The organism is Acetobacter sp. P5B1 (assembly GCF_018811985.1).
Classification (GTDB): domain Bacteria; phylum Pseudomonadota; class Alphaproteobacteria; order Acetobacterales; family Acetobacteraceae; genus Acetobacter; species Acetobacter cerevisiae.
Window position 1 is genome coordinate 236,936 of sequence record NZ_JACRVS010000001.1, and the last position, 13,445, is coordinate 250,380.

9 protein-coding genes are annotated in these 13,445 nt (G+C 60.0%); 3 read left to right on the forward strand and 6 right to left on the reverse strand.

The features are described 5' to 3' along the window. Window positions 1-143: 143 nt before the first annotated feature. Both ahcY and KP703_RS01065 read left to right on the forward strand, forming a co-directional pair. Window positions 144-1,433, forward strand: coding sequence for an adenosylhomocysteinase (gene ahcY / locus KP703_RS01060; RefSeq protein ID WP_215753525.1), 1,290 nt, complete (start codon window positions 144-146; stop codon window positions 1,431-1,433). Between the two features lie 238 nt (window positions 1,434-1,671). Further along, on the forward strand, window positions 1,672-2,070 hold the full coding sequence (locus KP703_RS01065; protein ID WP_062140736.1) for a DUF3597 domain-containing protein: 399 nt from the start codon (window positions 1,672-1,674) through the stop codon (window positions 2,068-2,070). A 92-nt stretch (window positions 2,071-2,162) separates the two neighbouring features. On the opposite strand, the gene KP703_RS01070 is transcribed toward KP703_RS01065, so the two are convergent. From KP703_RS01070 to zapE, 5 genes are all read right to left on the reverse strand, one after another. Then, a complete protein-coding gene (locus tag KP703_RS01070) occupies window positions 2,163-3,182 on the reverse strand; it encodes a L,D-transpeptidase (RefSeq protein ID WP_215753526.1) in 1,020 nt (339 codons plus the stop codon). A gap of 65 nt (window positions 3,183-3,247) precedes the next feature. Beyond that, window positions 3,248-4,990 carry a dihydrolipoyl dehydrogenase gene (gene lpdA, locus KP703_RS01075; protein ID WP_215753527.1) on the reverse strand — a complete coding sequence of 581 codons (1,743 nt, stop codon included), beginning with the start codon at window positions 4,988-4,990 and terminating at the stop codon, window positions 3,248-3,250. A gap of 79 nt (window positions 4,991-5,069) precedes the next feature. After that, window positions 5,070-6,305, reverse strand: coding sequence for a 2-oxoglutarate dehydrogenase complex dihydrolipoyllysine-residue succinyltransferase (odhB, locus tag KP703_RS01080; protein ID WP_215753528.1), 1,236 nt, complete (start codon window positions 6,303-6,305; stop codon window positions 5,070-5,072). A gap of 114 nt (window positions 6,306-6,419) precedes the next feature. After that, window positions 6,420-9,314, reverse strand: coding sequence for a 2-oxoglutarate dehydrogenase E1 component (locus KP703_RS01085; protein WP_215753529.1), 2,895 nt, complete (start codon window positions 9,312-9,314; stop codon window positions 6,420-6,422). Window positions 9,315-9,532: 218 nt separating this feature from the next. Further along, complete coding sequence (gene zapE / locus KP703_RS01090) at window positions 9,533-10,729, reverse strand: cell division protein ZapE (protein WP_215753530.1); 1,197 nt, start codon at window positions 10,727-10,729, stop codon at window positions 9,533-9,535. A gap of 129 nt (window positions 10,730-10,858) precedes the next feature. Between zapE and KP703_RS01095 the strand changes: the two genes are divergently transcribed. Continuing rightward, window positions 10,859-11,194, forward strand: coding sequence for a carboxymuconolactone decarboxylase family protein (locus tag KP703_RS01095; RefSeq protein WP_215753531.1), 336 nt, complete (start codon window positions 10,859-10,861; stop codon window positions 11,192-11,194). 10 nt (window positions 11,195-11,204) lie between these two features. Here KP703_RS01095 and KP703_RS01100 read toward each other — a convergent pair whose 3' ends face one another. After that, window positions 11,205-13,421: a ComEC/Rec2 family competence protein gene (locus KP703_RS01100; protein ID WP_215753532.1), complete on the reverse strand. Its 2,217-nt coding sequence runs from the start codon at window positions 13,419-13,421 to the stop codon at window positions 11,205-11,207. Window positions 13,422-13,445 lie beyond the last annotated feature (24 nt).

Genomic DNA, 13,445 nt, shown 5'->3' on the forward strand with positions numbered 1-13,445 from the left:
TAATCTGCCCTGTGGAGACCAGAAAACAGCCCGTCTTGCAAGCTGCGCGCACGTTTGCGCGGGGCTGATGCGGGTTACGGCTGGCCTGAGTGCCTTCCAGCCTGTATAGAAACCCTCGATTTTGATCAGGAAGCAGGACAATCATGACCGATTACAAGGTTAAGGACCTCTCGCTCGCAGAGTGGGGCCGTAAAGAAATTTCCATCGCAGAAGGCGAAATGCCGGGCCTGATGGCGCTCCGCGAGGAATACGGCGCCAGCCAGCCGCTGAAGGGCGCACGCATTGCGGGCTGCCTGCACATGACCATCCAGACCGCCGTTCTGATTGAAACGCTGGTTGCTCTGGGTGCCACGGTGCGCTGGTCTTCCTGCAACATCTTCTCCACGCAGGATCAGGCTGCTGCGGCCATTGCTGCTGCCGGCATCCCCGTATTCGCCTGGAAAGGCCTGACGGAAGACGAATTCAACTGGTGCATTGAGCAGACCATTCAGGGCCCCGATGGCTGGACCCCGAACATGATTCTGGATGATGGCGGTGACCTCACCGTTATGATGCACGACAAGTTCCCGGAACTGCTGAAGAACGTTAAGGGCCTTTCTGAAGAAACCACGACGGGTGTGCATCGCCTGTGGGAAATGCAGAAAAAAGGCACGCTGAAGGTTCCGGCCATCAACGTGAATGACAGCGTTACCAAGTCCAAGTTCGACAACCTGTATGGCTGCCGTGAAAGCCTTGTTGACGCCATCCGCCGTGGCACGGACGTGATGATGGCCGGCAAGGTTGCCGTTGTTGCGGGTTATGGTGACGTGGGCAAAGGCTCCGCTGCCTCCCTGCGCAACGCAGGTTGCCGCGTGCTGGTGACGGAAGTTGACCCGATCTGCGCTCTGCAGGCCGCCATGGAAGGCTATGAAGTTGTGACCATGGAAGAAGCCGCCCCCCGTGGCGACATCTTCGTGACCGCAACCGGCAACGTGGACGTCATCACGCTGGACCACATGCGCGCCATGAAGCACCGCGCGATTGTGTGCAACATCGGCCACTTTGATTCTGAAATTCAGATCGGTGCCCTGCGCAACTTCACGTGGGACAACATCAAGCCGCAGGTGGACGAAGTTGTGTTCCCTGATGGCAAGCGCCTGATCATCCTGTCCGAAGGCCGTCTGGTGAACCTGGGCAACGCCACGGGCCACCCGTCCTTCGTGATGTCTGCCTCCTTTACCAATCAGACGCTGGCGCAGATCGAACTGTGGACAGCTCCGAAAGGCAAGTACGAAGCCAAAGTCTACACCCTGCCCAAAAAGCTGGATGAGAAAGTGGCCTTCCTGCACCTTGCCAAAGTTGGCGCGCAGCTGAGCAAAATGTCTCAGAAGCAGGCTGACTATATTGACGTGCCGGTTAACGGCCCGTTCAAGCACGAAGAATACCGCTACTAAGACGACCCCGGAGCGAAGCAGCCGCCCCTGCCCTTCCGGCTGGCGGCTGTTTCTCTCCCCGCATTACCCTGCTCTGCCCATCTGGCAGGCAGGGAATGCTTCCCAGATATGCAAATCGTTCATCACACTTCTTTGCAACCATTCCTATTGGTGTATGGTTTGTAAGAAGATGATTCAGTATGCGAGCACGCTTTCGTGTTGGCAGCTGAGCGTTATCTGCTGCGAAAGGACTTTTAGAATGAGCATTTTCGGCACCATTCTCTCCACCATTTTCCACCACGCCAACGCGGCTACGCCGTCTGCCGCTCCGGCTGACGCACCGGCCACGCAGGCTGCTGCACCGTCTGCTTCCCCGGAAGCTGCTGCTGCCGCTGCCCCGGCTGCTCCGGTGGACATTGATGCCGTTCTGACCGGTCTGGCTGCCCAGAACGGACAGAACCTCAACTGGAAAGAGTCCATCGTTGATCTGCTGAAGCTGCTGGGTCTGGACAGCTCTCTGGATGCCCGCAAGAAACTGGCTGCAGAACTGGGCTACACGGGTGACACCAATGATTCCGCCAGCATGAACGTCTGGCTGATCAAGGAAGTCCGCGCCAAACTGGCTGCCAACGGCGGCAAGGTTCCTGCTGGTCTGTAAGTCTTACAGTCAACTGGACACAAAAAAGGCGTGCGGGGGAAACCTCGCACGCCTTTTTCTATGGAAGACCGGGCAACCCGGCCTCACCCTCTTTAACTATGCGTTTGCGACGGAGTATGACGCGCCGCGGCGGTTTTGTTCTCGCTAATATTCACATGCGCCAGATCAGGCCGACTGGCGCTGTCCACCACAATCACGGCAGAGCCTGCCAGCGGAGACACCACACGGTCAGACCGCAGAAGCGCGCGGAAGCGGTTATCAATCACCGCCATCTGCTCATCTTCCGCATCAATCAGACCGTGCTTGTCGATAAACACATTCAGCGATGATGGGATGCGGATACAGCCCTCGGACGCCACATGGCCCAGACGGCTTTCCAGATAGACCGGGTCCGTTGCATGCATTTCCAGCCGGATCTGCCCTTTTTCACGCGGCACAGGCAGCCAGCCTTTTTCGGCCCATTGCCAGCCAAAATCCCACACCCGCATGCCCTTGGTGCCGTTCCCCATAATGCCGTTCTCGTTCTTGGTGCCTAAAGCCCGATAGCCGAGAATATCCGCCGTATTGTTAAACACGCCGGTGGGAGTGATGTAATAGAATTTCCGCCCGGTTGTGCCGGTGGAGACCTTGGTGCTGCCAATCACCTGCCAGTCTGACTGCCCCGGCAGCGCCAGCATCAGGCACATACGCTGCACGGCAGGGTTGCGGTCCACCACCAGCACCACCTGCGGGCGGTCCAGCGGAAAAGATGCCTGCTGGATCTGTTCCTGCGCCAGCATAATCCATGCGGCTTTTTGTGCGGATGAGACTTTAAGCGCCACAGGCACTTCATGCCGGAAGGCACTGTTCAGACGCGTGGCTTCCGCCCGCGCATCCTCTTCATTCAGAACTGGAATCTCCGGCAGGGGCGGCGCTTCCTTTAGCACCGGCTCCGCCGGAGTGAGTGTCGGGGACGGTGCCCCTTCCTGATCAGGCTGTGCGGGCTGAGCGCTTGTCTGCCCGGACGACGAAACGGGATCAGAAGACCCCGTTCCCGCTGCGTATGCCAGTCCCGGCACAAGGAGCAAGCTGCCGGCTATAAAAAGAAGTGTCGGACACCTTGCCCCTGACATACCAAGTCTCTCCTGCATCACTATCAAAAGAGATTATGGCATTCCTTCCCGCAGGAAGGAAATCGTCAAATATTGATGGAGCGATTATCTGCACCCAGAGCTGCTTCCTTCACAGCTTCACTCAGTGTGGGGTGAGCATGGCAAACCCGACCGATATCCTCAGCGGATGCACCAAACTCAATGGCCATGGTGGCTTCGGCAATCAGTTCACCCGCACACGGGCCGATGATATGCACGCCCAGAACGCGGTCTGTTTTCTCACAGGCCAGCACTTTGACGAATCCGTCCGTCATGCCCAGCGCCCGCGCACGGCCATTGGCCATGAAGGGGAATTTGCCGATTTTGTAAACGGTGCCTTTTTCCTTGAGCTGCTCTTCCGTAAAGCCCACGGAGGCCACTTCCGGCCAGGTGTAAATCACGCCCGGAATGGCATCGTAGTTCACATGGCCAGCCTGCCCGGCCAGAATTTCGGCCAGAGCAACGCCTTCTTCCTCAGCCTTGTGCGCCAGCATCGGTCCGGCAATCACATCGCCAATGGCGTAAATGCCCGGAACGTTGGTGGCAAAGTGAGCGTCCGTTACCACACGGCCGCGTTTGTCCAGCTCAATCCCGGCTTCTTCCAGCCCCATACCTTTGCTGGCAGCGGTGCGGCCGACTGCCAGCAGCACAATGTCAGCTTCCAGCGTTTCGGCTGCGCCACCGGCAGCAGGCTCAACCGTTAGCACCACGCCTTTTTTGGTTTTTTCGGCTTTGGTGACCTTATGGCCCAGCTTGAGCTTGAAGCCCTGCTTGACCAGCAGCTTCTGGAACTGCGAGGCGACCTCGTTATCCGTGCCCGGCACCAGACGGTTCAGATATTCAATGACCGTGACGTCTGCACCCAGACGCTGCCAGACACTGCCCAGCTCCAGACCAATCACGCCGCCACCAATGACGACCAGACGCTTTGGCACTTCGGAGAGTTCCAGTGCGCCGGTTGAGGTGACGATGGTTTTTTCATCCACTTCAATGCCCGGCAGATTGGCACTGTCACTACCGCTGGCGATGATGATGTGCTTCGCCGTAACCGGCTTGCCATCCACCGTAATGCGGCCTGTGCCTTCCACCTTGCCGTGGCCTTTCAGCCAGGTGATGCCGTTTTTCTTGAAGAGGTATTCAACACCCTTCACGTTCGCGCCAACAATATCGGCCTTGCGGGCCTGCATGCGAGCCAGATCCAGCTTCACGCTGTCAATCACCACACCATGCGCTGCAAAATCATGGCCTGCCGCATGGTAGTTTTCAGAAGACTGCAACAGCGCCTTGGACGGGATACATCCCACGTTCAGACACGTGCCGCCCAGTGTGGCGCGTTTTTCCACGCAGGCCACTTTGAAGCCAAGCTGCGCAGCGCGAATGGCGCACACATAGCCACCGGGACCAGCACCAATCACCAGCACATCATAATCTGTTTCAGCCGGGGCTTCGGCCTGCGCAGCTGCGGGTTTGGCTGCGGCGGCGGACTGAGCCGCAGGCTTGTCCGCTTTTGCTGCCGCCGGAGCCGCCTTGGCCGGTGCAGACGCGCCAGCAGCCCCCTGCTCCAGTGTTGCCAGCACGGCACCCACGTCCACTTCATCCCCTTCTGCAACCGCGTGCGCAGCCAGCCGACCATCCGCCGGAGCGGGTACTTCCACGCTCACCTTGTCCGTTTCCAGCTCCACAACCGGCTCATCCGTTTTTACGGCATCGCCCGGCTGCTTCAGCCATTTCCCCACGGTGGCGGTGGTGACACTCTCTCCAAGGGACGGAACTTTGATTTCAATCGGCATGGCTTCGCTCTCGTTCGCATTCAGGGGTCAGAAAAAGAAAAAGGCTGGCCGACTATGTTTCGGCCAGCCCTGAGCAGTCTCAGACGTCAATCAGAAGACGACGCGGGTCTTCCACATTCTGCTTGATGCGGACGAGGAAGCTGACCGCCTCCTTCCCGTCCACAATGCGATGATCATAAGACAGCGCGGTATACATCATCGGGCGGATCACCACCTGACCATTCACTGCCACCGGGCGTTCCTGAATGGCGTGCATGCCCAGAATACCGGACTGCGGTGCATTCAGAATAGGCGTGGACAGCAGAGATCCATAGATCCCGCCATTGGTGATGGAGAACGTGCCACCGGCCAGATCATCAATCTTCAACGTGCCTTCACGCGCAGCTTTGCCGAAGCCTGCAATGGTTTTTTCAATTTCGGCATAGCCCAGCTTGTCGGCATTTTTAATAACCGGCACGACCAGCCCGTTCGGGCCACCCACGGCAATACCGAGATTGACGAAGTCGCGATAAATCACGTCATCGCCGTCAATTTCAGCGTTAATCGCCGGGAATTCTTTCAGGGCCGCAATTACAGCGCGGGAGAAAATGGACATAAAGCCCAGCTTCACACCATGCTTTTTCACAAATGCGTCCTGATATTCCTTCCGCAGCGCCATGGCTTCGGAAAGGTCAACCTCGTTAAAGGTCGTCAGAATAGCAGCGGTGTTCTGCGCATCTTTCAGGCGGCGGGCAATGGTGCGGCGCAGGCGCGTCATCTTCACGCGTTCTTCACGCGGGTCATCATTACGGGCCGGTTTGGGGGCTGCGGGAGCCTGAGCCACCGGCGGCTGGGAGAGGAAGCCCAGAACGTCGCCTTTGGTAATCCGTCCATCCTTGCCGGTGCCAGCGCCAAGCTGTCCTGTGCTCAGGCCGTTTTCCGTCATCATCTTGCGGGCAGCAGGCAGAGCCGCAGCAGCGTCCACTGCCGGAGCAGAGGCCGGGGCGGCTTTGGGTGCAGGCGCAGGTGCTGCGGGAGCGGAGGCAGCCTTCTTTTCAGACGGAGCAGCTTTGGCTGCGGGCTTCGCTGCGCCAGCGGCACCGGGTTCCAGCGTCGTCAGCAGCGCGCCAACTTCCACCTCATCCCCTACCTTGGCTACTTCCGTGCCCAGTACACCAGCCTGCGGTGCCGGAACTTCCACACTCACCTTGTCGGTTTCCAGCTCAACAATCGGCTCATCAGCCGCCACAGTGTCCCCAGCTTTTTTCAGCCATTTGGCCACCGTAGCCGTTGTTACGCTTTCACCCAGTGTCGGCACCTTGATTTCGACTGACATCCTATGTCCCCATTTCCTTCAAACACTCCCCGGCAGAGTCTTCTGTTTTTCAAATCTGCCGGGCTGGCATGCCTGCCGTTATTGCGGCAGGCGGTCTTTTCAGATGGTCTGCTTTCAGTCCGTTTTTTTCAAACCCAAGGCCCTTTCCACAAGGTTCGCCTGTTCTGCCGCATGGATGCGCGCCAGACCTGTGGCCGGGCTGGCCGCTGCGGCACGGCCCACATAACGCGGACGACCCGCCTTATGCTGTGCAGCCTGCAAGGCGCCCTCAATCCGACGATCCACAAAGTGCCAGGCCCCGCCATTTTCCGTTTCTTCCTGGCACCAGATCACTTCGGCTTCAGGATAACGCTTCAGCTCGGCCGCGAGGGCTGCTTCCGGGAACGGGTAGAGTTGTTCCAGACGCAGGATCGCCACCTCCTTCAGCTTGTTTTCCCGGCGTGCCGCCAGCAAGTCATAATAGACCTTACCAGAGCAGATAACGACGCGCTTGATGCTGGCATCCGGCGCCATGCCGTCCAGTTCCGCATCATTCACATCCGCCAGAACCGGCTGGAAGCGCGTGCCCGGCCCGAAATCGGACAGAGCAGAGACCGCCAGCTTGTGACGCAGCAGAGATTTCGGCTCCATCAGGATCAGCGGCTTGCGATAATCCAGCTTCAACTGGCGGCGCAGCGCATGGAAGTAGTTGGCCGGGGTCGTGATGTTACACACGAACATATTGTCTTCAGCGCAAAGCTGGAGATACCGCTCAAGCCGCGCAGAAGAATGTTCCGGCCCCTGCCCTTCGTACCCATGCGGCAGCAGCATCACCAGACCGGACATCCGCAGCCACTTGGTTTCCCCCGAGGCGATGAACTGATCAATGATAACCTGCGCACAGTTGGCAAAGTCACCAAACTGCGCTTCCCACAGCACCAGCGTTTTCGGGTTGCGCAGGGAATAGCCATACTCAAAGCCCAGCACGCCGTATTCCGAGAGGTGGGAATTCCAGATCTCGATTTTGGCCTGATCGTCTTCAATATGGTTCAGCGGTGTAAACGGCGTCTGGTTTGTCTGGTCAATCAGCACCGCATGACGCTGGCTGAAGGTGCCGCGCTGGCAATCTTCACCCGAGAGACGCACCCGATGCTGTTCCACCAGCAGAGAGCCAAAGCCCATAGCCTCACCGGTTGCCCAGTCAAACCCTTCACCTGAGGAGAACATCCCAGCTTTTGCTTTAAGCTGGCGGGCAATTTTGGAATTGAGGTCAAAATCACCCGGCACCTTGGTGATGGCCGCCCCAATTTTCTGGAGCGTTTCAACAGCCACACCTGTTTCCGGATAAGCAGCGTCCACCTTGCCGGATGTCGGGGCGATCAGCCCGGACCAGCCGCCTTCCAGCCAGTCCGCCTTGTTCACCTTGTAGGACTGCGCGGCCTTGTAGTCTTCATCCAGCTTCTGGAAGAAGGCATCCCACTGGGCCTTCACGTCGTCTTCCGTCACAACACCTGCGGCAACAAGGCGTTTTGAATAAAGCGTGTGCGGCGTTTCATGGTTCGCAATGGCTTTATACATCACTGGCTGCGTGAAAGCGGGTTCATCCGTTTCATTGTGCCCGTGGCGACGGTAGCAGACGATATCCAGCACGATGTCACTGGCAAAAGCCTGTCGGTAATCTTCTGCCAGACGGGAGACGTAAATCACCGCCTCAGCGTCATCACCATTCACATGGAGCACCGGGGCTTCAATGGATTTGGCAACGTCGGTGCCGTAAATGCCGGAATGGCCGTTTTTCGGGTCGGTGGTAAAGCCCACCTGATTGTTCACCACCATATGGATGGTGCCACCCGTGCGGTAACCGGGAAGCTGAGACATGGAGAGGGTTTCATACACCAGCCCCTGCCCAGCAAACGCGGCGTCACCATGGATAATTACACCCATATGGCCGGTGCGGGTTTCCGTATCGCCCGCATCATCCTGAATGGCGCGCACTTTACCGCACACCACCGGGTCAACCGCTTCCAGATGGGACGGATTGGGTTGCAGCGCGATATGCACGGACTTGCCGCTGACTTCCACATCCGTGGAGGAACCGAGGTGATATTTCACATCGCCCGAGCCTGCCACGTCATCCGGTTTGAAAGACCCACCGGCAAATTCATTGAAGATGGCCACATACGGTTTACGAACCACGTTCACCAGCGTGTTCAGACGCCCACGATGCGCCATGCCGATGGTGACAGAGGTCACGCCCTGTGCGGCGGCCTGATCAATAATGGCATGCAGGGAGGGGATGGAAATTTCCCCGCCTTCCAGACCAAAGCGTTTCGCGCCCACATAGCGTTTCTGGCAGAAGCTTTCAAAACCTTCCGCTTCTGTCAGGTTTTTCAGGATGGCTTTCTGCTCATCCACCGTCACCGTCTCGCGCCACTTATCGCCTTCCAGCCGGGTGCGAAGCCAGTCACGCTGCTCGGCGTTGCGGGCATACATGTATTCCGCGCCGATGGTGTCGCAATAGACCGCCCGCAGCGCGTCTACCACTTCGCTCACTTTGGCAGTGGTGCGGCCTTTCAGCAGCGGTGCCATCAGAGAGCCTATAAAGACCTCGCGGCCCAGATCTTTCTGCGCAAAGCCATACGTGGCCGGATCCAGTTCCGCGGTTGCATGCGGTTCATGCAGGCCCAGCGGGTCCAGCCGGGCTTCCTGATGCCCGTAAACGCGAAAGGCGCGGATCAGCCGGGCAATGGCCAGACTGTCCGTTGCGGCCAGCCCACCTGCGGGGCTGCCTGCCACACCTTTGGCCGGTGCTGCCGGCTCTTCACCCGTAATGATGGACGGGCGCGGGGCCCAGGAGGCTCCCACGGCGTCTTTCAGCACAGCGGCTTCATCATCATCCAGAGAGCCGAAAAGCGTATCGAATGAAGGATCAACGCTTTTGGGGTCCTGCGCCCAGCGGGCATACAGGTCCGCCAGATACGCGATATTCGCTCCGTTAAGCGCGGTTGTCAGCACGTCTGAAGCTGCCATGATCAGAGTCCTCCCTGCTGCCGGGCAAGCCCGTTCTGGCAGCCAGCGGTTGTGTTAGTCCCGAACGTAAGCCGGTTCATTTTTTCTCTCACCCTGCGGCGTTGCAGGGTGCCCTGCCCGCATAGTCTGAATTCCGTGAGGCTGAAGACCTTAATGCCCTCAGCCGCTCTGATGATTTTGCTAGACCGCGCCAGAAGCGGGGACAAGAGAGCCAGCTGTCACGGTGTGGAGAGGCGATGCGCGGCCTGTGCAGCCGCCGCCCCACGCGCCAGCCAGCTTTCACTTCCCATCTCTGCGAGGCGTGATGCGGTACGGGCAAACGCGTCAGATCCCTCACCCGTGGTAAAAAGTTGGTCAGGTGCCGCTTCTGCCGAGGCAAAAAGCAGGTTTCCGTTATCGTATAGCGCATCTACGAGGGTAATAAACCGCCGGGCGAGATTGGCCTCGTCCTGCCCCATGCTGGGAATTCCGTCGATAATCAGCACGGGGAAGCGTCTGGCCAGCGCCAGATAATCGTTCGGCCCGCGCGGCGTGCCACACAAAGAGTTGAAATCGAACCGGGCCACGGAACCCGCCGCCTGATCCACCTCAAACGTGCGCCCACTGAATTCCAGTGAGACAGGCGTGGCCTTCTCGCCCTCCGCATAGCGGGTGAAAATAGCGTCCAGCCGGGCACGCGCCTGTGCATCTGCGGGAACCAGCCATGTCTCCCGGTCCTGCTGCCGCCCACGCCGGTAATCCCGCTGGGAGTCCAGTTCCACCGTATCCAGCTCCCGCCGGATGATGGCGATAAACGGTTTGAAGGCATCCGCACCAGGGCGGTTCTGGAACAGTTCACCCGGCTCGGTGTTGGAGGTCGCGACAATGACGACCCCCTGCGCAAACAAGGCCTCGAACAGCCGCCCCAGAATCATGGCGTCGGCAATGTCATTGACTTGGAATTCATCAAAGCACAGCAACCGGGCGCGGGCAGCTATGGCCGCAGCCAGTGGCGGAATGGGGTCCGTCATGCCGGGGTTGGCGGCTTTCAGGTCATGCAGTTTCTGATGCACATCCTGCATGAAGCGCAGAAAGTGGATGCGCTCCTTTTTCTGCACCGGCGCACAGCTGAAGAACAGGTCCATCACCATGGTTTTGCCACGGCCAACCCGCCCCACAATATATAGCCCGCGCGGGCGTGGTGGCGGAGCCTGTGGCTTCAGCCTGCGCGCAAGGCCCGCCAGCAGCCCGCCCTTAGCGGGTGGGGCCTGTGGCGGCATGGTGGCCAGCTCGTGCCAGAGCTGGTCCAGCCGGTCCACCACACGGGCCTGATCCGGATCATTCTTCAGGTCTCCGGACGCAATACGCTCCCGGTAGACAGCAAGAGGCCCGCGCCCGCTAAAAGACGAGGCCTCGTCCTTGTTGATATACGTCATAACTATAGGCGGATAGCGGGGACATATGCCCTTCCGCAAGGGTCAGAGCCTCTCGTAACTGTGTCGTGACAGACTCCGGGCCGCCCGCGGCACTCTTGGAGACCCTTTTTCCAAGCAGGAGCAGGACTTATGGACTGGAACGCCTACCGCACCCATCTGGGTGCCAACACAAAGGTTTTCGTGCAGCTTTCCCCCAACACGATGAAGGGTTTGCAAACGCTGGAAACCGTGCCCGCTGAGCACAAACATCTGGATGCCAAAACACGGGAACTCATTGCGCTGGCCGTGGCCGTCACCACCCGCTGTGATGGTTGCATTTCCGTCCACACCGTCGCTGCCAAAAAAGCCGGAGCAACAAAGGAAGAAATTGCAGAAGCCCTTGGCGTCGCCGTGGCGCTGAACGCGGGGGCTGCCGTGGTCTATTCCAGCCGGGTGCTGGATGCGTTTGAAAATCAGCCTGCTTAAAAGCAGCCTCTTATTCCTCCGGAGCCAGCGGCAACGTGGGCATGCCGTGGCCTCCGGGCTTCATCACCCAGAGACGAGCACCCCGAACCTCACGATCTGATACCACCTGCACAGCATCCGGACGCAGGAAGATTGCCTGCGCGCCCTCGCGCCATGCCGTAAACCGATCCAGTTTGCGCACACCGGGGCATGACTGGCGCAAAGGCGCAGCGCTGATAACCAGATCCATCCCCGCACAGAGCGAGTCGGGTAGCAGAGCCTCCCCATCGGACCGATCCCGCACCCTGAGCAGCACGGAACGCCCTTTCAGGCTGAGCACACACACATCCGGCATACCATCCTGCCCGCATGCCAACACGCCATCCGGAGTTTCTTCGCCCTCCGCAGGGAAAGGCTGTGGAGGCAATGCCAAGGCCTGCTGCCATGCAGCGCGCACGAGAAACGCATCGCGTGATTGTCCCCCCATCAGCAGCGCATGCCCCTCCCGCACCGCCATCAGGCCCCCATCCGGGCTGATCAGCAGGTCTGGCTGCGTGACAAAAAACGGGGAGAGCACCCCCACCAGAAGAGGCACCACTCCAGCAAGTCGCCACACCGGCCGCCACAGACACAGCCAGCACAACCCGAGCAACACAGCCGCCAGCCCCCATCCGGGCATATGCGGCACAAGCATGCGGGCTGCGGGCCAGTGCGCAATGCTGTGAGCCAGATGCAGCACGACCTGAATGCCCCAGCCCATCAGATGCAATGGCACGGCATCCAGATGCAGCGGCATCAGCACCAGAGCCAGCAGGCCCAGCGGCATGATCCACACAGCCATGAGCGGCACCGCAATCAGATTAGCCAGAATAAAAAACGGCTGCACTTCTCCAAAATGCGCCATCACGACAGGCAGCGTCGCAAGCCCCGCCAGAAGACTGGTCAACGTCAGGGTGACCAGATGCAACGTCAGCCAGCGCCGGAAACCGCGTCCTTCTTCCCGGAACCGGGCAAGATGCGGGCGTGCGACTTCATAGCCCGCAATCAGCGCCATGACGGCGGCAAAGGACATCTGGAAGGCAGCACCAAGAAGCTCCTGCGGCATGACCAGAAGCAAAACAGTCGCCGCCAGCGCCAGCCCGCGCATGGAAACCGCACGTCGCCCTGCCACCAGACCCAGCACAACAACCGCCGCCATCATCAGGCTACGGGTCGCGGGCAAATGCAGGCCGGTCAGCGCCACATAGGCCGCACCACCCAGCAACGCCAGCAGGGCAGACAGTTCCTTGCACGGCCAGCGCAACGCCGCCCACATCCATGCGGAAAAGCCGATGCGAAACACAGCCATCAACACGCCCAGCACAATGCCCAGATGTAACCCGGCCACCGCCAGCAGATGCGCCAGACCAGAGGCGGCAAACTCTTCGCGCACGTCTCGCGGCACAGATGCGCCCTCACCCGTCAGCACCGTAGAGGCGACAGTTCCCGCAGGCCCCGGCAGAACCTGCCTGATCCGGGCGTCAATCCGCTCCCGCAGTGGCTCCAGCCTTATGGAAAAATCTTGTTGAGACGCCACACAGGCCGCCAGACCGCCATGAAACGACTGTTCATTTGAGCACGCCACCGGCTGCATCCTCCCCAGCGCCCGGCCAGACCCGGCGCTGCCCGCAAACCACGCCTCGCGCTGAAAATCCCGCCCGCCGGGAAAAGCCGGAAACGGCGGAGGCCGCAGCAAGGCCCGCACCTGCACAGCCGCACCGGGAGCCAGACTCGCGGGGTCATCCGGGCGGAGTGTCAGGCTCAGCGTGCGCTGCAAAGGCCGCATGTCATGGTTAAGCGGCGTTGCGAATCTGGCCCCGGCCAGCACAACCCGACGCGCTCCGGCGGAATCTTCCGCGCCACGCGGCGGCAGGACCATAACGGACTGCACCGTGCCCGACACCACAACCGCCCGACGCGGCAACTCCGGCATGGGCGGCTGGCGATGCGCCGCACTCCACACCGATACAAACCCCAGCGCCACCGCCACGCAGGCCCCGCCTGCCAGACGCGCCCAGAGGGACAGCCAGCCAGCAACCAGAACCCCAAGGCCCAGCGCCAGCCCCGCCGCAGGTAGCCCCACGCCCCACAAAGCCCCCGGCTCCTGCGGAAGAAGAAAATAAACCAGCACGCCCAGCGCCATGCCGACCGGCGCCCACAGCACCAGTCGCCGTTGCTCAGCAAGAAGGGCAGCCGTCAGCAACGGCATATGGCTCCCCGCGTGTGTGCGTGA